Source organism: Bacillus weihaiensis (genome assembly GCF_001889165.1).
GTDB lineage: Bacteria > Bacillota > Bacilli > Bacillales > Bacillaceae > Metabacillus > Metabacillus weihaiensis.
This window is the reverse complement of record NZ_CP016020.1, coordinates 410,304-432,500: the sequence shown is the minus strand read 5'-3', so window position 1 is coordinate 432,500 and position 22,197 is coordinate 410,304. Positions and strand designations below refer to the sequence as shown.

General features: G+C 38.3%; 21 protein-coding genes. All 21 read right to left on the bottom strand.

The window, feature by feature from the left end; genetic code table 11:
* Positions 1-127 precede the first annotated feature (127 nt).
* Positions 128-2,041: a PTS mannitol transporter subunit IICBA gene (locus A9C19_RS02010; protein ID WP_072578407.1), complete on the bottom strand. Its 1,914-nt coding sequence runs from the start codon at positions 2,039-2,041 to the stop codon at positions 128-130.
* Between the two features lie 852 nt (positions 2,042-2,893).
* Positions 2,894-3,670, bottom strand: coding sequence for a sulfite exporter TauE/SafE family protein (locus tag A9C19_RS02005; protein WP_072578406.1), 777 nt, complete (start codon positions 3,668-3,670; stop codon positions 2,894-2,896).
* Positions 3,671-3,799: 129 nt separating this feature from the next.
* Positions 3,800-4,027, bottom strand: a complete 228-nt coding sequence (locus tag A9C19_RS02000; protein WP_072578405.1) for a sulfurtransferase TusA family protein — start codon at positions 4,025-4,027, stop codon at positions 3,800-3,802.
* An 84-nt stretch (positions 4,028-4,111) separates the two neighbouring features.
* Positions 4,112-5,239, bottom strand: a complete 1,128-nt coding sequence (locus A9C19_RS01995) for an MBL fold metallo-hydrolase (protein WP_072578404.1) — start codon at positions 5,237-5,239, stop codon at positions 4,112-4,114.
* Positions 5,240-5,335: 96 nt separating this feature from the next.
* Complete coding sequence (locus A9C19_RS01990) at positions 5,336-5,899, bottom strand: sulfurtransferase TusA family protein (protein ID WP_072578403.1); 564 nt, start codon at positions 5,897-5,899, stop codon at positions 5,336-5,338.
* A 50-nt stretch (positions 5,900-5,949) separates the two neighbouring features.
* Positions 5,950-6,246 (bottom strand): rhodanese-like domain-containing protein, encoded by a 297-nt coding sequence (locus tag A9C19_RS01985; protein WP_072578402.1) that lies wholly within the window; start codon positions 6,244-6,246, stop codon positions 5,950-5,952.
* A gap of 22 nt (positions 6,247-6,268) precedes the next feature.
* Positions 6,269-6,625, bottom strand: coding sequence for a rhodanese-like domain-containing protein (locus tag A9C19_RS01980; RefSeq protein WP_072578401.1), 357 nt, complete (start codon positions 6,623-6,625; stop codon positions 6,269-6,271).
* A 10-nt stretch (positions 6,626-6,635) separates the two neighbouring features.
* A complete protein-coding gene (locus A9C19_RS01975) occupies positions 6,636-7,115 on the bottom strand; it encodes a DsrE/DsrF/DrsH-like family protein (RefSeq protein WP_072578400.1) in 480 nt (159 codons plus the stop codon).
* A gap of 52 nt (positions 7,116-7,167) precedes the next feature.
* Entirely contained in the window at positions 7,168-7,395 is a 228-nt protein-coding gene (locus tag A9C19_RS01970) for a sulfurtransferase TusA family protein (protein ID WP_072578399.1), read from the bottom strand.
* Positions 7,396-7,480: 85 nt separating this feature from the next.
* Entirely contained in the window at positions 7,481-7,741 is a 261-nt protein-coding gene (locus A9C19_RS01965; RefSeq protein WP_072578398.1) for a metal-sensitive transcriptional regulator, read from the bottom strand.
* A gap of 374 nt (positions 7,742-8,115) precedes the next feature.
* Positions 8,116-8,856 carry a type I methionyl aminopeptidase gene (map, locus tag A9C19_RS01960; RefSeq protein WP_072578397.1) on the bottom strand — a complete coding sequence of 247 codons (741 nt, stop codon included), beginning with the start codon at positions 8,854-8,856 and terminating at the stop codon, positions 8,116-8,118.
* A gap of 599 nt (positions 8,857-9,455) precedes the next feature.
* Complete coding sequence (locus tag A9C19_RS01955; protein WP_072578396.1) at positions 9,456-10,643, bottom strand: PDZ domain-containing protein; 1,188 nt, start codon at positions 10,641-10,643, stop codon at positions 9,456-9,458.
* A gap of 139 nt (positions 10,644-10,782) precedes the next feature.
* Positions 10,783-11,130: a swarming motility protein SwrAA gene (locus tag A9C19_RS01950; RefSeq protein WP_072578395.1), complete on the bottom strand. Its 348-nt coding sequence runs from the start codon at positions 11,128-11,130 to the stop codon at positions 10,783-10,785.
* A gap of 229 nt (positions 11,131-11,359) precedes the next feature.
* Entirely contained in the window at positions 11,360-12,826 is a 1,467-nt protein-coding gene (locus tag A9C19_RS01945) for a S41 family peptidase (RefSeq protein ID WP_072578394.1), read from the bottom strand.
* Positions 12,827-13,182: 356 nt separating this feature from the next.
* Positions 13,183-14,520, bottom strand: coding sequence for a murein hydrolase activator EnvC family protein (locus A9C19_RS01940; protein WP_072578393.1), 1,338 nt, complete (start codon positions 14,518-14,520; stop codon positions 13,183-13,185).
* Positions 14,521-14,635: 115 nt separating this feature from the next.
* Complete coding sequence (gene ftsX, locus A9C19_RS01935) at positions 14,636-15,526, bottom strand: permease-like cell division protein FtsX (RefSeq protein ID WP_072581701.1); 891 nt, start codon at positions 15,524-15,526, stop codon at positions 14,636-14,638.
* Positions 15,519-16,205 (bottom strand): cell division ATP-binding protein FtsE, encoded by a 687-nt coding sequence (gene ftsE, locus A9C19_RS01930; protein ID WP_072578392.1) that lies wholly within the window; start codon positions 16,203-16,205, stop codon positions 15,519-15,521. Before ftsE ends, ftsX begins: the two co-directional genes overlap by 8 nt.
* Positions 16,206-16,612: 407 nt before the next feature.
* On the bottom strand, positions 16,613-16,951 hold the full coding sequence (cccB, locus tag A9C19_RS01925) for a cytochrome c551 (RefSeq protein ID WP_072578391.1): 339 nt from the start codon (positions 16,949-16,951) through the stop codon (positions 16,613-16,615).
* A 106-nt stretch (positions 16,952-17,057) separates the two neighbouring features.
* Entirely contained in the window at positions 17,058-17,921 is an 864-nt protein-coding gene (locus A9C19_RS01920) for a YitT family protein (RefSeq protein ID WP_420835814.1), read from the bottom strand.
* 480 nt (positions 17,922-18,401) lie between these two features.
* Positions 18,402-19,506, bottom strand: a protein-coding gene (prfB, locus tag A9C19_RS01915) for a peptide chain release factor 2 (RefSeq protein ID WP_099092730.1) whose coding sequence is annotated in 2 segments (ribosomal slippage) — positions 18,402-19,433 and positions 19,435-19,506 — 1,104 coding nt in all. Because the reading frame shifts where the segments join, the coding sequence is not laid out codon by codon here.
* A 112-nt stretch (positions 19,507-19,618) separates the two neighbouring features.
* On the bottom strand, positions 19,619-22,129 hold the full coding sequence (gene secA, locus A9C19_RS01910; RefSeq protein ID WP_072578389.1) for a preprotein translocase subunit SecA: 2,511 nt from the start codon (positions 22,127-22,129) through the stop codon (positions 19,619-19,621).
* Positions 22,130-22,197 lie beyond the last annotated feature (68 nt).

Below are 22,197 nucleotides of genomic sequence, written 5' to 3'. Positions count from 1 at the left end.
GTATTGGCTGTCTAAGATTGATCCAGCCCTTTCCTGACTTCATGTAGTATGTATGATCAAAAATAAGTGAATGGTGTAAAAAGTAGAACAGAAAGGCAGGTATAATACCCGCCTTTCTGGATTCCTCTTATTTACTGTTAATCATATCCTTTATTTCTTTAGCTGTTTTAGCCTGAACCATCTTATCTACATTTTCCTGTTCAGAACAGATGACAGCGATACCTGAAAGGATATCTAAATGTGTACCATCTTTACCAGCGATACCAAAGATTAACTTTGCCTTCTCACCATTAAAGTCTACACCATTTGGTACCTGGATAACGGTAAAGCCTGATTTAAGAACGGCTTTCTTCGCTTCCTCCGTACCATGAGGAATTGCCACGTTATTTCCCATATATGTTGTTGTGATGCCTTCACGCTCTAACATTGCATCTACATAGCTTTCTTTTACGTATCCAGCTTTTACTAAAGCCTCACCAGCAAAGCGAATGACTTCTTCTTTATTAGCAAATTCTTTGCCCACAAAGATGTTTTCCTCTAATAATAGATCATCATCTTTGTCCATGTTTGGCTCCGTATCGACAGCTTCTTGCTCAGATTCTTCTACCAATTCAGCCTGTTCCTCTGTAACTCCATCTTGAAGACTCGCAATAAGCTTATCGTATTCAGGGCTAGATAGGAAGTTATCAACTGAGATATGGTATGCACCTGGAAGCTTACTCTTCGCTCTAGGTGTTAATTCTTCCTGAGTAATAACAACCTGTGTATCAGCTGTAAGATTGCTGATTGCTGTATTTGTTACAGAAACATCTAAACCAGCTTCCTTCACTTTTTTACGAAGTAAAGAAGCACCCATTGCACTTGAACCCATACCTGCGTCACATGCAAAGACGATTTTGTTTACCTCTGCAGGAAGAGTTCCTGAGTTTTGAGAAACATGACCTGCTACAGAGCTTTTCTTCCCTTTCATTTGCTGCATTTTCTCTGTTGCTGCATTAATATCTTCATCATTTGTCTTACTTGTTTTCATTACAATCGCAGAAACAACGAATGATACAACCGTTGCAACAAGTACTGCTGCAAAGTTCGCAACATACACCATACCGTCAGCAGGTGTTACAGCTGCAATGGCAAGAATACTACCTGGAGATGCTGGAGCTTGAAGACCTCCACCTAATAAGACAAGGGTAAACACTCCACTCATACCACCAAGAATAACAGAAAGGAAAAGCATTGGTTTCATTAATACGTATGGGAAGTAAATCTCATGAATCCCACCAAAGAAATGAATGATTCCCGCACCAGATGCTGATTGCTTCGCCGTTCCACGACCGAACAGCATGAATGCTAATAATACGCCAAGACCAGGTCCTGGGTTAGCTTCTAATAGGAAAAGAATTGACTTACCTGTATCTTGAGATTGTTCTAAACCAATCGGAGAAAGAACTCCATGGTTAATTGCATTGTTTAAGAAAAGAATTTTTGCAGGTTCGATTAAAATACTTGTTAATGGTAATAATCCCGCTGCAATTAGCCAGTCAACACCAGCTACAAGTACTTCTGTGAACGCATCAACTGCAGGACCAATTCCTAAATACGCTAGGATTGCAAGGATTGCTCCAAGAATACCTGCTGAGAAGTTATTAACAAGCATTTCAAAGCCAGAACGAATTCTACCTTCGACAAGTTGATCAAATTTCTTGATCACATATCCACCTAATGGACCTGCCACCATTGCACCTAAAAACATTGGCGTATCAGGAGCACCAACAATGACACCCATTGTCGCGATTGCACCGACAACTCCTCCACGTTGATCATTGACCAATTTACCTCCTGTATAACCAATTAACAGAGGTAATAGGTACGTTACCATCGGTCCAACTAAATTGGCAAGGCTTTCATTTGGGAAGAACCCAGTTGGAATGAAAAGCGCCGTAATTAAACCCCACGCTATGAAAGCACCAATATTCGGCAGTACCATAGAGCTAAGGAAGTTACCAAACTTTTGCACTTTAACTTTTATATTAGATTGAGCCATATGATTGTCTCCCTTTCATTAAATAAAATAGCAACAAAGCTTACCCATATCTTAAATTATCCATACCCAACCCTCAAGAAAGTTGAAAACTAACTTTGTCGCGACACAAATGACAAAGGTAGCGTTTTGTCGAATAGTGCCTGTCACCACTCGAAATTTGTCGAATGACTTCACCTTTATAATTGCACATTTTCTCGTTTGTTCACAGCGAAAAACAAGAAAATACCGACCACAACGGTAATGATACCTTTACTCAGAACGATATATTTGTCTCATTGGGTAGTATTTAACTATTGATTAGGAAAAATTCAATTTATATAGGATTTATTCTTTTGAAGCATTTCGGTTCGAATGGAGCCTTCTTGTGGAGGTTTCCCTATGTTTGTACAGTCTGATATTTGTAGTCCTACTTGAGACTACTAAGTCTTGGTACGTAGCAAACATTACAGGAAGATTAATCTTCCCTATTTCATTCTAAGGATCAAATGAAATTTCTACGATTTGCTTAGGTCTATCGCTGAATAGGTAACTGTCGAAGCACCTCTTTTCTAAATTCTAAGTTATTATTGATAACACTTTATTAAATCGATGCTCACAGGTTTGTTTGCATTATGTTTTTTTAACTTGATTACACTTTTCATCCTTTTCCACTGCACTCTCGACATAAAACATTTAGGTAGTTTTATTAAGATTAAGCTCAGTGTGTTTAGAAGGTATTGAGATGATTGATAGTACCCAACGGTGGCTTGTTTCCACCCGTTTTTTGTCGATTCCCCGGGAAATAGCGACTAAGACGACAAAAACCGAGGTGTGAATCTATCACTCCTCGGTTTTTGACTGTAATTGTATTCTTTATAAGATATCCATCCAAATTTTCAAAGCAGTTGCAAGAATCAGCAATGCTAAAACAATCTGCAGGACTTTCGTATTTATTTTCTTACCAGCGATTGCGCCAAGAGGAGATGCTATTAGACTAGCAATGACCATAATTAATGCTGGGTAATAATCAACCTGTCCCGTTGAAATCTTTCCAACTGTCGCTCCAATGGAAGAAATAAACGTAATAGCAAGTGAAGAAGCAATTGTCATTCTTGTAGGGATCTTTAAAACGACTAGCATAATTGGCACGAGCAAAAATGCACCTGCTGCCCCTACAATACCTGCCCCAACTCCGACAATAAGTGCTAATCCTGATGCAAGCCATTTATTAAATGTTACTTGATCAAACGGAATTTCGTCGATTCCTTTCTTTGGAATAAACATCATCACTACTGCAATTAACGCAAGAATACCATAGATGAAATTAATACCACTCTCTGACATCAGCTTAGAACCAAAACCACCGATAAAACTACCTATTAAGATGCTAACTCCCATATACATAATGAGAGTCTTATTTAAGTAACCTCCTTTTCGGTAGGCCCAAACTCCACCGATTGTTGCAAAGAACACCTGGACTGCACTAATACCAGATACCTCATGAGCCGTAAACGTTGCTATTCCAAACAGCGGTGGTATATATAAAAGCATTGGATATTTAATAATAGAACCACCAATGCCAAGCATCCCAGATATATAGGAACCAATAAAACCAATTAAAAAAATAGTGACAATAAATGCTAGATCCATTTGGATTCCTCCTTATCTTGAATGGGGCCAGGCCCCCACTCAAGTAAAGCGATAAAGAACTTTGGTGCCTGACCCCCACCACGTTAAAGTGGTGCAGACTAAATTTTATCTTTTTGAGTAGATGCGTGATCAGGCTTTTTTAATCCAGAATTTGAATACGTCGTTGTCTTCTTCTGTCTTTAGGAGTTCATGGCCACCTGATCTTGTCCATGCTGTTAGATCACTTTTTGCTCCTTTATCGGTTGCGTGGATTTCTAGAATCTCTCCTGAGTGTAAATCTGTCATTGCTTTTTTTGTCCGTACAATAGGCATTGGGCATGCTAATCCTTTTGCGTCTACTACTTTATTAACATCCATGAATAGAACACTCCTTTTTATTGATAATCATTTGTACTTATAGAGAGATAAGCTAGGTACCATTGACCTCAGAAGATAGACCTTTTATCTCACTGCACAGCGATTTGGTCCGATTTCCATTTCACGTTGTGTTTCTTCATCCGGTGTAAGTTGCCCCATGTTTGTTTTGCGAATTTCTTGGTATGCATTCGGTTGAGCCGGTAAATTTTCTGTTACTAACCTTCTAAATTCTGCTTCATTTTCAATAGTTAACCCGTGGTTTTTTGCAAATAATGTTCCTAGCTTTTCCGCTACACTTCCATCTTCGTTTAACTCTTCAATTATCATAAAGTGAGCTGGTAGAACAACTAATTCGTCAGATAATTCACGGTAGCGAGTGTATAAGCTCTCACGTAAATCACCAACCCAATCCTCAGCCATACCCGCTAAATCCGGACGACCAATTGAATCGATAAATAAAATATCACCTGATAACAAGAACTTCTCATCCACGACAAAGGATGTCGATCCAATTGTATGTCCAGGTGAGTAAAGGGCATGAATCGTGATTTTTGTATCCCCAATTGTTACTTCTTGACCACCATCTAGTGGTTGATATGCAAATGTTACCTCTGTCGCATCCTTAGGTGGTAACCAATACGTTGCACCCGTACTTTCAGCGATTACACGACCACCTGAGATATGATCAGCGTGTAGGTGTGTATCAAACACATGAGTAATGTTTACTCCTAAATTCTCAGCGAACTGAGTATAAACATCTGTCATCCGTGTGGAGTCAATAATGGCCGCTTCACCGTTTGATACAACCATATAAGAAAGACACCCTTTACCGATACGCACGAACTGATAGATTTCTCCGCCATCCTGTAGATCACCAACCTTAACTGGCTCTAAATATTCACTCCAAGCCTTCATACCACCTTGTAAATAGGAAACCTCTACCCCTTCCTCAGCAAGCATTTCTGCTACCATAATAGAAGAGCCTTCTTTTGCACAAACAACTAAAATTTCCTCATTCTTCGGCAACTGATCCATTATTTCTTCAACACCATCTAATAAATCAAAGTAAGGAACATTCACATATTTAACGTTTTCTCCTTCGATCTTCCAATCCTGAAAAGCATCCTCATTACGTACATCAAGAATAAATAATTTCTCTTTATTGATTACCTTTTTCGTCACTTCTTTGGCTGTCATTACTTGAACTGTCATGTACAATTACCCCCTCAGGTATAATTTAATGTAAAAAAATTTAAACGAATCCATAAAGGTTAGAGACTCAAAATGTTCAAGCTCTAACCCTAACTCCTATAAACTCTCCTTTACTCCAGTCCAACTCGTCATCCCTGGTACAACATTAACAACCTTCGTAAATCCTTTTTCCGTTAGTGTTTGTGCAGCTAAATCACTTCTGCTCCCTGTACGGCAAACCACATAGATCTCTGAATCCTTGCTTAGCTCATCCAGTCTAGCTTCTAACTCACCTAATGGCATAGAAATGGCATTAGGAATGTGATGAAACGCATATTCAGCTGATTCACGTACATCAAGTACCACAATGTTTTCACCTAGCTTAGATTCTAACCCAGCATTATCAATCACATGTGGATGCTTCTTTTCAACCGTTTCCTCATCAGAAGCTTTTCTAACATAATGCTTTAGCACATCTCCCGCTTCAATTGTTCCGAGAAATTGATGACCTGTTTTTTCTGCCCAAGCCTTTAAGTCTGCTGATGAACCTTTATCTGTAGCTAGAATCTCTAACACTTGACCTGCTTCCACATTTGTCATGGCTTTTTTTGTTTTTACAATCGGCATTGGACAAGCTAAACCTTTTGCGTCTAATGTTACATTTGCTTTCATATTCTCCATGCTTTTAACCTCCAATAGTACCTCTACGGGTATTTAATTTTCTAAAAAAATTATTCGACCTTGCCTTCCCAAGCAAGCATTCCGCCGGTCATATTAATAATGGTAAAGCCTTGACCTTCGAGAAATTGTGAAGCACGACCACTTCTTCCACCTGAGCGACACACCATAAGATATTCTTTCGATTTATCTAGCTCATGCATGCGAAACTCAACTAAACCTAAAGGGATATTAATTGCACCAGGTATTTTTCCTTCTGCTACTTCATCTGTTTCCCGAACATCAATAATATCAAATACTTTACCTTCATTTAATTGATTTTCTACTTCTTTCGCTGTCATTTCCTTCATCCTTCATTCCTCCTTAAAGTCTTTAGCTCCAAGCATTCATACCGCCTTTAACATTTGTAATCTTCTTAAATCCTTGCTTTTTCAACACCTTACTTGCCTTATTACTTCTCATGCCACTTTGACAAATCAGCACAACCTTTTTCTCCTTTAAAAGACCATGTGCTTCATATAATAGGTGTAAGGGTATATTTTTAAACCCTTTAATGTTTCTGCCCTTGAATTCAGCCGATGTCCGAACATCAATATATTGTTTGTTTTTATCATGAAGATTCTCTTTTAGTTCAGCAACTGTAATATGCTTTACTCCCTTAACTGGAAACATACGACGAATGATGAAAAAAAGAAGAATTGCCCACAATCCATATGGTAAATAGTCCATCGTGATCTCCTTAGATGAATAAGTTTACATTTCCATCTTCAGCGTCAGCTAGATATGCTGCAACACCCGCATAATCAATATTTTCCATTAATTCTTCCTTTTGTAGACCTAAAAGATCCATTGTCATGGTACATGCAACAAGCTTAACATCTTGTTCTTGGGCCATTTCAATTAAACCTGGTAAAGAAACGACATTATGCTTTTTCATCACACTCTTAATCATTTTAGGTCCCATTCCAGCAAAATTCATTTTTGACAATCCCATTTTATCTGCGCCTCTTGGCATCATTTTTCCAAACATTTTTTCCATAAAGCCTTTCTTCAGTTCAACATGTTCATCCTTACGTAGTGCGTTTAATCCCCAGAAAGTATGGAATATCGTTACCTCATGATCATAAGCTGCTGCACCGTTTGCAATGATATATGCTGCAATCGCTTTGTCGTAATCCCCGCTAAATAATACAATCGTTGTTTTTTTCGTTTCCGTCATAATGACCTCCTAATTAATATACCCTCATAGGTATCTTTCTATATAAAATTTTTTATCCTTTTTGGATCCAAAACTTGAAAACATCATTTTCTACTTCATGTTTAATTAACTCATGACCAACTGATTTTGCCCAAGCAGTTAAATCGCTTTTTGCACCTTTATCTGTTGCATGAATTTCTAATACTTGACCTGGTTCTAAGTCAGTCATTGCTTTCTTTGTTTTTACGATTGGCATTGGACAAGCTAATCCTTTTGCATCTAGTAGTTTATTTGAGTTCATTCTATAAAACCTCCACGAGTTTTTTCCGTTTACCATTACCCCTATAGGTATATTATCAATCAAAAAAAGAGAAGTCAATACAATTTTATCTGCTCCTCACTAATAAGTTAACAGAGTCTTTAATAAGCTGGTTTGTATCTTCACCGTTTTTCTCAGCTTCTAGCACACATTCAACTAAATTTTCGCTAACAATGACACCAACTGTACGATCTACCGCTGAACGAACTGCAGATAGTTGTGTAATAACATCTTTACACTCTTTATTCTCTTCCATCATGTTTAAAATACCTCGAAGCTGACCTTCCATCCGCTTCAGACGATTTTTTACTCCATCATTATATTCCATCTCTCAATCCCCTTCATCTTTTTTATATCTATATATGCGTTTAAGTTTTGTGTTGAAGTAGCTTACAGGACTTATAATATACCCTAATAGGTATATTGTCAACCATCTTTAATAGGCATACATCAACCCCTAGAAAAAAATATCGAATAGTATTCGTCTGAAACCTCTCATTGAGACTCTATCCTTCTCTCTTCCTAATTTTGTTATTTTAATTCATAAATTGAATACTTAGAGCCTCAAGGCTTTCAAGACGTATAAAAGAGTTCCCCCCCAAAAGAAGAAAAAACTGAAAAAAAGAAAAAAACGCGGGCAAAAATCTAAGGCAGAACGTGATCAATGGTTGAGAGAATAATTTCTTTTTGTGTATGCTATATTTAAAGTGTAACAATAATTGGAGCAGTTTTAGTAATGATAATCGTATGTTCTAATTGAGCCACAAAGCTTTTATTTGTAGCATAGGTCCAGCCATCTTCTTTTTGAAAAACCTCTTCTTCAAAGGTTGAGATAAATGGTTCGAATGCGATAACCATTCCCTCCTTCAATAATTCATTATCCCATGTGTTGTTATAATTATAAATGTGGTCAGGAGATTCATGTATTGTACGTCCAACACCATGACCTGTAAGGTTTTTGATAACAGTTAACCCATTCTCTCTAGCTGTTTGAAAAACTACTTTTCCTATTCCACTTTTTTTAGCACCGGGTTTTGCTTTCTTAAGTCCTGCTTCAAATGCCATTTTAGCAACGTTGCATAGTTGGGTTAATACTTCATCTCCTTCGCCCACTACAAACGAAATGCCTGTATCTGCGAAATAGCCGTTTTTGGAGCCAGAAACATCTATATTTACTAAATCTCCTTCATGAATAACACGAGAACCTGGAATACCATGAGCCACTTCTTCATTCACACTAATGCAAGTATAGCCAGGAAAATCATATACACCTTTTGGGGCTGAAACTGCACCTTCTTTCTCAAAAAGCTCTCTTGCTATATGATCCAGTTCTTTAGTCGTAATTCCAGGAATTGTTCTTTGTACCAATTCATCTCTAATTGAAGCAACAATTTTGCCAATTTCCTTCAAACCGATAAAATCTTCTTCAGTTTTCGCTACCATCTTATTCCATCCTTTGTAAAGTATTTTATCATTATCCCCTTATATTTTAGCATAAATGTAACTTTTTTCCTCACAACCACAATTCCAATTAATGCGTCCTCTATAACACGTTGTTCTTATTAATATGTTGTGGTGGAAGAACAAGTACGTTCAATTACGCTGCATCCACTTGCTTTCCGCAGGGGAAAAATGAACTGCTTTTTCCTAGGGAATAAGCTTTATCCTCCTCGGCTACGCCTGTGGGGTCTCACCCTTTCCTCTACCTCTCGCGGAGTCAAGTGTCTTTCGTTCCATTACACTTGCAATTAACAATCAATAAATGTAGCGACAAAATAAAAAACCAACGATATAGGAGATTTTCATTGAAAAATCACCTGATAGTTCGGGTTTCTCATTAACTGAAACACTTATGTCCCTGCCTCGGATTTTTATAATGACAGTGAAAGTATGTTTCTCAAGCTCAATACCTTGATCTATTAGCAGACTATCTCTCTCCTATAAAAAAAAAGAGACCAAAAGGCCCTCTAATTTTGAAAGTTATATTGTTTTTTTCCGGATAATTATGACCACATTTCGTAAGAGTATGAAGATTTACAAGTTCAAACCGCTTCCGTCTCCCACTTTTTCTCATCCTGCACAAATAGAATACCAAGCTCATGATGTTCTCCATCGTAAAGGGCACATTGGGCAAAACGAATTTCTCCGTTATGATCAACAATCTCAAGTTTACAGAATGCACGATTTTTTTGTAGGCCTTGATAAAGCTCTTCTTCGGTTTTAACCGCATATCCATTAACTTTCATAACCATTTCACCCACCTGCAGTCCCATTTTTTCCGCAGGGGACCCTGGAAGAATTCCTAGAATCATTAAGCCTTTATCACGCTTTGAAAAATAAAATGCTGCAGAATCATCATTCATACGTTGACGGACTGTGATAAATTCGCGACCCACAATGGCAAAAAACATAGCAACAAAGGCTAATGGTGTGAACCATATACTCCCTACAGCGATCGCTAATGCGATCACTCCTAGCCATATGACTCGAAAGCCCGTAGTTTTCATGCTTTCAGCTGGTAGCGATCCCTGTACTCGTTGATGAAACCCCACGAAATATGGGATAAACAGGAGTAGAAAAGGCTCTCCACCAATTGAGAGAACAGGCCACCACGAGACAGGAGACACTAACTCTCCCCCTGGCACAAGGAACAGAAGCGGCAGCATCCAGGTTCGATTTGCCTGATGAATGCCGATTGGAAGCCCTCTTGTACTTTTTATGATAGACGGTGATGTTTTTTGATGAGATGTACGGAATATTAACACACCTTCTGTTACAAGTAACAATCCAGCTAAGAGGCTAAGAGCTATGTAGCTTGTATCTGAAATTCCCACAAAAAAATCATTCACCCATTCTTTATTTAACACGGGTAGTAATGAAACAATGAGAAAAGTAAGACCTATTGTATAAGCCGATGAAAACCAGCGAAGCTGAAGTGATGCACCTATAATAGCCGTAATGATCGCTAGTAAGACAATCGTTCCAAAAGGTAAGCTTACACCTAAGGCAAACAGTAGAACGGAGAGAACCACACCAGCAAGCAGCCCTTTTGTATACGTAAATTTCAACTCATGATAAAGATCCTCCACCCGAATGTGAAACGACTTTCGTTCGCGTTTTATTCGCACATAGCCATAGGTCAGTGTAAGTAGAAAAAATAAATAAAAGAGCGGATGAAGGAAGAAGCGACCAACTGCCCATAGTAGCTCAAGTAACCAATTTTCGATCAAAGCAGAACCCCACCTTATTGTTTTTAGCCGTTTCTCTTTAGTCAAACATGTCCAAAAAGCAGGCTACCTTTTGTAACGTATCGATGAAACGCTCTTTAGTTACTCATATTTTACCATCTCTATAGACAATTGAGTACGCTTATTTCAAGTTATTCCAAAGATCACTATTAGTCATTGAAAAATCATTAATTGACTGGTCAAAATCAATTTGTAATGCATCCGAAATCATTTGCATTGATTTTTTTATATCAGATAGCGTTATAGATAACCGCTTATGGCTTTTTGTTAAGTACTTAAAATAATCCTTCACACAGCTTTGATCAATCTCGTCTATAGTTGACTTGGCTGTGTAATTAGCCAGGTACATACAAAACAAACGAATATATTTACTATAGCTTGCTTGAGCATTTAATTGAGAGACAACGCTACTCATTTCATCCACTAACCCTTGATAAACTAGCTCTCGTTGATAACTAGTCTTCTTCATATGCTAAACTCCTACCTCTCATGTGATTTCTATAGATGTACGTTCAATGTATGTTTTTTACGTCCTTTTGTTTTAAAAAATAACGTGTACTAGTAGTGATAGAAGTCGGAAAATACTTCATCCTATAAAAAGACTGTAGGCAAACTCTGTTATGAGTCTACCTACAGTCTTTAAAAGCTACATATTCATATTCTCAAGTACCTGGACTTATTTTCTGCCTAAAGGTTACCTATTTTTCAAATAACGTTTTCATCGCCATTTTTAATTGCATATCATTTTCTTCTTTACCACGTAGCTCTTGTAATTTTTCATTAAGCATTTTAGCTGTTTCTTGATCAACTTTCCCATTTACAGGTAAGTCATTCGTTTGTTGAAATGCTTTTACAGCTGTTTCGGTCTCAGGACTAAAATAGCCATCTTCACGAGAAGGTTCAAAACCTAGTCCTTTTAAAGCAATTTGCGCTGTTTTCACTTGTTCATTGTTCATATCACGAACCAAGTCTTTTTCTAATTGAATCGGACTTGCTTGATATAGTGGAGGCTGTTCTACAGTAATTGTAGGCTCTACACCTTTTTTATGAATCCAATTTCCTTCCGGAGTTAACCATTTATAAAGGGTTAGCTTAATATTACTGCCATCTCCCATCGGAACTGCTTGTTGAACAGTACCTTTTCCAAATGACGTTACTCCGACAAGATCATAGCCACTGGCTTCTTTTAAGGCACCCGCCAAAATTTCTGAAGCAGAAGCACTTCCTTTATCAATTAATACCGTTACTGGATAGTCTTTCTTCTCCTTTAAGTCTGAGAAGTACCGCTTTTTATCACCATTGCGCTCTTCAATCTGTATATATGGCTGATCCTTTGTGACAAATTCCTTCAAGATTTCTTCCACACTTTGGAGATAACCACCAGGATTTCCTCGAACATCAAGAACTAACCCTTCCATTTGTTCTTTTTCAAGCTTTCCTAAAGTTTCTTTAAAATCCTTAGCCGTGTTTTCTGAGAAAGAGGTGATTTGAATATACCCTACCTTCTTCCCTTGCTGCTCTTTCATTTCCCCGAACACTGTTTCAAGTGGAATCTCATCTCGAACTACATTGAAGGTTAATGTTTCTTTGGAAGCAGGACGTAAGACTCCAATACTTACTTTGGATCCTTTTTCCCCACGAATTTTCAGTACGGTTTCATGCAGATCTAGTCCCTCCACAGATTCACCATCAATACTAACGATTTGGTCATTAGGCTGGAGCCCTGCTTTCTCTGCTGGAGACCCTTTGAACGGTGCCACAATCGTAACCTTTCCGTCATTCATCCCAACCTCTGCTCCAATACCTTCAAATGAAGAATCAAGTGATTGAGAAAACTGTGCTGCCGTATCCTTATCCATATAAACAGAGTATGGATCATCAAGGGTAGAAAGCATACCTTGAATGGCCCCTTCTAGTAACTCTTCTTCATCCACCTCTTCGACATATTTCGTTTCGATGAGTTCAAGCGCTTGTTTAAATTTATCAAAGCCCTCGATTTCAGAGGCCTGTTCCCCTGCATTGAATACATTTCCAAACGTAGGGATTGCATCTGAGTCTGCTTTTGCCGTCGACGATTGGCTCAAAAGCTCCTGCCCTACGTACATGCCTCCTGCTCCTAAGGCTAAAGCTACTGTCAAATACCATGCTGAAATTTTTCGCTTCATGAGTACCCTCCTATTTCCTCTGCGGTAAATTTATGTATTGGTTGGTAGTTGTTAGGCTTTTTTTAGTATATGTCGTGCTTGGACAAATCATGTAACGGAATTTATCTCACCTTTGTCATGGTGAAGAAGATCCTATGCAGAATTCAATATAACTAAGGTATTTAAAGGATACTAATATATTGCTTAAGATCAGTACGATGCTTATGAAAGCTCTTCTTTAAAAAAGGCATTTATTATAAAACTACTCTTCCTATCTCCTTTTCTTCCCACAAAATCGCAGTCTCTTATATATATTCTCTTTCCCATCATAAAAACCTTCAAAACAAAATGTTTTGAAGGCTTTTCTAAGGGTATTATTATTGTAGATAGTTCATTGGATTTACTGCGTTCACTTGACCATTCCACGGTCCTTTATGAATTTCAAAGTGTAAATGCTGACCCGTTGAACGACCAGTATTACCCATAATTCCAATTTGTTGACCTTTTGATACGGCTTGGCCTGAGCTTACATGTAATGTTTCCATGTGTGCATAAAGAGTTGTATATACTTGTCCATTAATACTATGTGAAATATAAACAACATTTCCATAGCTGCTTGAATAGTTTGCACGGATAACCGTTCCACTTGCTGATGCAACAATCGGTACATCAGCTGTGTTTGCTATATCAATTCCAGCGTGAAGTTTCCCCCATCTTGGACCATAGCCAGAGGTAAACGAACCCGATGCTGGCCACATAAAGGAACCACTTGTTACAGATGGCGTTTGGGAGGAAGAACTACTACTACTAGAACTAGAATTGCTTGTGCTTGAACTACTTGAGCTTGAGCTGCTTGAAGATTTAGAACTTTGAGCAGCCTTCGCAGCTGCAGCCTTTGCCGCTGCTTTTGCTGCCGCTTCTTCTTCTGCTTTTTTTCTAGCTGCTTCTTCAGCCTGTCTCTTTTGCTCCGCTTCTATCGCTTTCTTTTGCTCAGCTAAGAATGCTGCTTCATCTTCTAGCTCATGAATTTCATGTATCGCTTCATCATGTTTTTCTTGCACTTGAGCCATAATCTCTTCTTTTTTCTTCTTTTGAACATTTAATTGTTTCTTTAATGACTCTAATTCTGTTAATTTACTTTCTAATGCTTTAAGTTCATTCGTTAGATCTGCTTCTGACTGCTCTAACAAAACTTTATCTGCTTCATGCGCTTTTAAAATTTCTTTATCTGCTTCAACAATCGTTGTGACTGCATTAACACGACCAACAAAATCACCAAAGCTTTGAGCACCTAGAAGCACATCTAAATAACTAACCATACCGCCACTCTCTTGAAGAGCTCGAGCACGATCCTCCAAAAGCTTATTACGTTCTTCAATTCGAGCCTTAACAGCCTCAATTTCTTTTTTCAATTCCTCAATTTTCTTCCTTGCTTCTTCTATACTAGCTTCTTTTTCACGGATTTTCCCATTAATTTCTGCATATTGGATATCAATCTTTTTAATTTCATTATTTAGTTTGGCTTCTTCTTCTTTAAGCTTTGATACTTCACTTTCTTTTTCATTAATACTTGAAGAAACATTAGATTGCTCATTTTCAATTTGTTGCTTTTTTTCATCTAACGTTTGAGCGAAAGTGTTCTCATATGTTGGAAGCAAAATACTGCTTGTCCCAACAATAGCGGCCAAGCTATACGTCATCAGCTTTCTTTTCATTGTTCTTTCCTCCCCAAGCGTTAAAATATGTAGCATAAACCTACTTAACACCAAGTAACGGTTGTAAAAATCACACTAAAAAATGGTAAAACTAGTAATCAAAAAGATTACTAGTTTACGCTTTTAAGAATTTACGAACGGACATTAAACTTCCCCAAATACCAATTACTGCTCCAATTAGTAGAAGGATTGCTGATATCTGAAAGACGAAAGGACTGAACGGTAATAATTCAATAAATGATCCTTGAAGTTTTTCGGATGCTAAAGAATAGATCGATTGATAGGCAATAACAATCAATGTTATTGGTACAACTGCTCCTAGTACACCTAAAAATAATCCTTCTAAGAAGAACGGCCATCGTATAAATCCGTTTGTAGCTCCTACAAGCCTCATGATTTCGATCTCACGTTTACGAGCAATAATCGTAATTTTAATTGTATTGGAAATAAGGAACATCGCTGTAAAGATAAGACCAATAATTAAACCAAGACCAATGTTTCTTGCTACACTAATTCCTTGAAATAGCTTTTCAACTTGTTCTTGCCCATATCTTACTTTCGATGCATTTTCTAACTTCTCAATTTTTTCTGCAACTGTATTTGTATCTTTCGGATTCTTTGCTTTTACAACAAATACATCGTTAAGTGGATTATTTTGTTCAAACAGTTCAAAGGATTTCCCTTCTTCTCCTAAACTTTCTACTAAGTTATTTAACTCGTCTTCCTTAGGAGAAAAAACTATGGAATCTACTTCCGCTATTTTTTCAATCTCACTCTTTAAAGCTGTTTGTGCTTGTTCATCCGCTGTTACATCAATAAGAACCCTAATTTCAACATCCTTCTCAAGGTTAGATGCAACATGGTTTAAATTCATCATAATAACTAAAAATGTCCCAACCAAGATAAGTGTTACAGTAACAGCACTAATCGATGCAAAGGTCATCCATGCATTTCTTGCTAAACTTTTTAAACTCTCACGAAAATGACGACCAAGAGTATTAATCATATAATCCATACTCCCCTCTTGCTTCGTCACGCACAATTTTCCCATCTTCAACTGCGATGACACGCTTTTTTAATGTATTAACAATCTCTTTATTGTGTGTGGCCATAACAATTGTTGTTCCACGATTATTAATTTCCTCAAATAAATGCATAATTTCCCAGGATGTATCAGGATCAAGGTTACCTGTTGGCTCATCCGCAATCATAACGGATGGATTGTTTACTATTGAGCGTGCAATGGATACACGTTGCTGCTCTCCACCTGATAATTCATTTGGGAAAAATCTAGCTTTATGTTTAAGCTGTACTAAATCTAGTACATCTAAGACTCTCTTTTTTATATTCTTTTGATTTTCACCAATTACTTCTAATGCAAAGGCAACATTTTCAAAAACCGTAAGCTTTGGTAGCAATTTGAAGTCTTGGAAGACGACTCCGATATTACGTCTTAGCATTGGAACTTTTGATTCCTTCAGCTTCGATAGATCAACACCATTTATGACAATTTTACCGCTCGAAGGCTTCTCTTCGCGGTACATCATTTTAATAAATGTTGATTTCCCAGCTCCACTAGGTCCAACGACATAAACAAACTCGCCTTGGTTTATCATTATATCAATACCATTAATGGCCAAAACACCATTCGGATACGTTTTGTATATTTCTGACATCTCAATCATAGAAAGAAAACCACCTAAAGTTTTGTTTTTTTGGAGAAAAAGTCTATTATTGTCGATATATGTCGACAATATAGACAGAAAAACTCCTTGTCTTTTTATCTACAAAATCCATTATACCATCAAATTTCAACAAATATAGACTAAATTATGTTACAGTTTCATTTCATCTATATTAAAACATGTCGAAATAGCATCGTTTAAGGGCTTAGAATAGGCTTGTTGGTATAATGTAACATTATTTTTGTAAAATGGCATGCATATTTTTGTAAACGTTTCCTATGAATCATTTTAGAACTTTCTAACTAATTGTATAAGTAGGAATTATAGCCTAGGGGATCGTCTGTGGAAGTATCGTGACTAAATCTTTACATAAAAAAAAAGGATGAACTAGTCACCCTCGTTCCGCATTATTTCTTTTCTGCTAACCAAGCTGCCACAACTTCAGCCTCTGCTTCGTTTAATAACCCTTTCGGCATACTTCCTTGGCCATTAATAATAATGCTTTCAATTGCATCCTGATCATATTTTGCCCCAACCTCTGTTAAGTTAGGTCCAGCGCCACCTTGTAGATTGCCACCGTGACAGCCAATACACGTTTGCTGATAGATTTCTTCAGGATTTGCATTTGCTGTTTCGGCACCTTCAGTTGTTTCTGTTGCTTCTTCTTTCGGTTCCTCAGCCCCACCACAAGCAGCTAAAACAAGCGAAGTCCCAAGAAACAGGGCTAAAAGCTTCTTTGATTTCATCGTAAAGTGCCTCCTTCAACCTCATTATGTAGGTCTTCATTCATGACTGGCTTAAAAAGTATAAGCCCTAAAAAAAATATACAACACCACTGCCATTATAGCCAATTTAATCCTTTTTGAAACCTTCTCCAAGTACCTCAGATGCATCTGTTACCGTGACAAAAGCCTTGGGATCAATACTTCTGACCACTTGTTTCAACTTTGTGAATTCTGTTTGGTCGACGACACACAATAAAACAGGTCTTTCATTATTTGTAAATCCACCATGCGCAGCAAGCCTTGTTACACCGCGATCAATTTGATTTAAAATGGCATCCTGAACCTCATCCTGCTTGCCCGTAATAATCAACGTCATCTTCGAACGTCCCCAACCAATTTGAACAATATCAATTGTTTTACTTGTAACATACAACCCAATTAGGGCATATAATCCACCTTCAAGATCAAAGACAAACGCTGCGGTTACAACAATCAATCCATCAATAAGAACCACACATGTCCCTAATGACAACCCAGTATATTTATGTATAATCTGTGCCGCTAGATCCGTTCCACCAGTGGACGCTTTTCCTCTGAACACAATTCCAAGGCCTAGACCAATACAAATCCCGCCAAAAAGAGAGCCTAGTAAAGGATCCATTGTCGCAGGTTCCCACTCTCTCGTTAAATAGACGACGAAGGGAACAAATATCGTTCCAATCAGTGTTTTTATCCCAAATTGTTTTCCTAGAAAAATAACTCCTGCAATAAATAACGGAATGTTAAATGCCCACTGAACATAAGCTGGCTCAAATCCAAATGTCGCATCTAATATTGTACTAATCCCGCTCACTCCACCAGAAGCAATCCTGTTTGGTAATAAAAATAAATTAAATCCAATTGCCACAAACGCCGAGCCTACGATGATATAAATATATTCAATAAGCTTATCAAGCTTCGGATTATAAGTATGATTTCGTTTTTTTGTCATCATCATTTTGTATGATGTCCCTCCTTTGTATCTCACTTTTCTATATAAGCCATAGATGAGTATAGCACTCGTTTTTTTGTCTGTGAATAACAGTTAAATAACGTGTTAACGGAGTAAAGGACTAGTGTTAACCCTGTTCTTAGTAGTGTTTGCATACATGGGAAAATCATGCAGGAGGAACGACGCTATACTGGTTTTTTGGAATCTGTTGGGCTTGCGCGGAGTAACGAGAAAGTAAGTCCATCTCAGAACCCCTTATCATAGTCGTATTTTCGAAAATAGACGGTTTATTTTCGGATTTGGCACTTTTATTTTCGGATGTAGCTACTTTATTTTCGATATTTCACCTTTTATTTTCGAAAATGCAGCATATATTCACTTTTCGACAAAATCCGAGCACACCGGCCGCTTTTCATTCAAAACAAAAAACACCCTGAATCTGCATCGATTCAGGGTGCTATCTAACGTACTATTTCAAACTTACTGTGACAATTTTGAACGAAGGAACGCATCAATAAATGGATCTAGCTCTCCATCCATTACCGCGTGGACGTTTCCGATTTCCGTGTTTGTACGATGATCCTTTACCATTGAGTATGGGTGGAAGACGTAGGAACGAATTTGGCTTCCCCAGCCAATATCCTTTTGCTCACCACGGATTTCAGCAAGCTCTGCTTCTTGCTCCTCAATACGCTTTTGGTAAAGCTTTGCTTGAAGCATTTTCATTGCTCGTTCACGGTTTTTAATTTGAGAACGCTCAGTTTGACACGTTACCACGATACCAGTTGGTGTGTGAGTAATACGAACAGCTGAGTCTGTTGTATTAATATGCTGGCCACCGGCACCACTTGCACGGTACGTATCCACTTTTAGATCCTCTGTCCGGATTTCGATATCAATTTCTTCATTAAATTCCGGCATAACTTCACATGATACAAAGGACGTATGACGACGACCTGAGGAGTCAAAAGGTGAAATACGCACAAGACGATGAACACCTTTTTCCGCTTTTAAGTAGCCGTAAGCGTTATGACCCTTGATTAGTAGCGTCACACTCTTAATTCCAGCCTCATCACCTGGAAGATAGTCAAGAGTTTCCACTTTAAAGCCTTTTTTCTCAGCCCAACGTGTGTACATACGTAAAAGCATGGAACCCCAGTCCTGTGATTCTGTACCACCTGCACCTGGATGAAGCTCTAGGATTGCATTGTTTTTATCATGCTGCTCTGAAAGTAAAAGCTGAAGCTCGAAATCATTTAATTGTGAAACTAAATCCTTTAGCTCAGGCTCTAGCTCAGCAAGTAAATCCTCGTCCTCTTCTTCTTTTACTAACTCATATGTTAATTGAAGGTTTTCGTAGGATTCATTTAGATTGTGGAATTGATCCACCATTTCTTTTAGTCCATTTGTTTCATTAATCACTGCCTGAGCCGCGTTTTGATTATCCCAGAAATCTGGAGCTGTCATTTGTGCTTCAAGCTGTTGAATGCGAGCTTCTTTGATATCTAAGTCAAAGAGACCCCCTAAAGTCCGCTAAACGTTTAGCTGTTTTTTCAAGCTCTTGTCGAATTTCTACTAATTCCATTACAGTCACCTCTAAGTTTATTTGAAGAATATCGTAACAAGAGAGAGGTGCAAAACACCTCTCTCAGGATAATGATTTCTTTATTATAACGTGCAAGCTGGTTGAAAGCGAATTATTGTCCGCAGCAATTTTTATACTTTTTGCCGCTTCCGCATATACAAGCCTCATTACGACCCGTTTCAATCACTTTGCGCGTTGGTTTTTTCTTTACTTTTTCATCGCCTTCTTTAGGATGAACAGCAGTTTGACCCTTCGCAACCTCTTGACGCTCAAGGTTGTTGCGGATTTGCGCCTTCATGATGTACTTCGCAACTTCTTCTTCAATTGTCGCAATCATCGTCTCAAACATTGCGAAGCCTTCCATTTGATACTCACGAAGCGGATCATTTTGTCCGTAAGCACGTAAATGAATTCCTTGACGAAGCTGATCCATGGCATCGATATGATCCATCCATTTTGAATCCACTGCACGAAGTAAGATCACCTTCTCGAATTCGCGCATTTGCTCTTCTCCGAAATCTTCTTCCTTCGCATTGTATTTCTCAATGGCTTTTTTAGTAATAAGCTCTGACATTTCCTCAGGTTCCTTACGACGAAGATCATTTACAGAAATCGCCTGTTCATCAAGGATATTTGCATTGACGTAGTCGACAATACCATCAAGATTCCAATCTTCTTCTACCTCTGTTTGTGGAGTATAGGTGCCCACAACTCGCTCAATTGTAGAAGCGATCATTTTCTCGACAATCGAACGTAGGTTGTCTGAGTCAAGAACCTCAAAGCGTTGCTTGTAAATAACCTCACGTTGCTGACGAAGAACATCGTCATATTGAAGAAGCTGCTTACGTGCATCAAAGTTATTACCTTCCACACGTTTTTGCGCAGATTCAACCGCACGTGAAACAATTTTACTTTGAATTGGCTGAGTATCGTCCATACCAAGACGATCCATCATGTTCATCATATTTTCTGAACCAAAACGACGCATTAATTCATCTTCCATTGAAAGATAGAATTGAGTGATACCAGGATCTCCTTGACGACCAGAACGTCCACGAAGCTGGTTATCAATACGACGAGACTCATGACGTTCTGTACCAATAACAGCTAGTCCGCCAGCCTCACGAACACCTTCACCAAGCTTGATATCCGTACCACGACCGGCCATGTTCGTTGCGATGGTTACTGCCCCGCGCTGACCTGCGTTTTCAATAATTTCCGCTTCTCTTTCATGGTTTTTCGCATTCAACACGTGATGCGGGACACCTTTTTTCTTAAGAAGCTGTGAAATCAATTCAGACGTTTCAACAGCAACCGTACCAACCAGTACAGGCTGACCTAAGTCATACCGTTGTTTTACTTCTTCTACTACCGCACGGAATTTCCCTTCCATTGAACGATAGACTAAATCCGCTCTGTCATCACGAGCAATCGGCTTGTTCGTTGGAATTGCAACAACCTGCATATTGTATATATTACGGAATTCTTCTTCCTCTGTTTTCGCCGTACCTGTCATACCAGATAGCTTTTTATACATACGGAAGTAGTTCTGGAACGTAATTGTCGCAAGCGTCATGCTCTCATTTTGAATTTCTAACGCTTCTTTTGCTTCAATAGCTTGGTGAAGTCCATCGCTGTAACGACGACCTTTCATTAGACGACCTGTGAAAGAGTCAACGATCACAACCTGACCTTCATCCACAACATAATCTACGTCTTTTTGCATCACGAACTGTGCTTTTAACGCTTGGTTAATATGATGTAAAAGCGCTACATGTGTAATATCATAAAGATTCTCAATGCCAAACGCTTTCTCAGCCTTCGTCATGCCATCCTCTGTTAATTGAACAGCTTTTGTTTTCACATCATATGTGAAATCCTCTTCCTGCTTAAGCTGACGAACAAAGCCATTCGCTTGAATATAAAGCTTTGTCGACTTCGCAGCTTGTCCAGAAATAATGAGCGGCGTTCTTGCTTCATCGACTAAGATGGAGTCAACCTCATCGATTACAGCAAAATTTAATGGACGCTGCACCATTTGTTCCCGATAAAGAACCATATTATCACGTAAATAATCGAAGCCAAGCTCATTATTCGTTGAATACGTGACATCGGCAGCATATGCTTCACGTTTTTCATCTTTAGTTAAAGAATTTAGGTTAAGACCTACTCTTAAGCCAAGAAAATCATACAGCTGACCCATTTCGTGGGCGTCACGACTTGCTAAGTATTCGTTGACAGTTACAACATGAACACCTTCGCCAGAAAGCGCATTTAAATAAACAGGCATTGTAGAAGTTAGGGTTTTACCTTCCCCTGTTTTCATTTCAGATATATTTCCTTCATGCAAGGATATACCACCCATAATTTGAACCTTATACGGATGTAAGCCAAGCACACGCTTTGCCGCCTCACGAACAACAGCAAATGCTTCTATTAAAAGGTCATCAAGCGATTCGCCTTTTTCAACACGACCTTTAAACTCTTGTGTTTTTGCCTTTAATGCATCATCGGATAGACTGCTCATTTGGCTATCTAATGCCATCACTTGATCAGCCATTTTCTCATAACGATTTAACGCACGTTTATTAAAATCAAATACCTTATTCAAAATTCCAAGCATTCAAAACGCTCCTCTGTTTTAGAGTGGAAATCTAATTATTCTAGTAAATTCAGTCTATCCTTTATTTT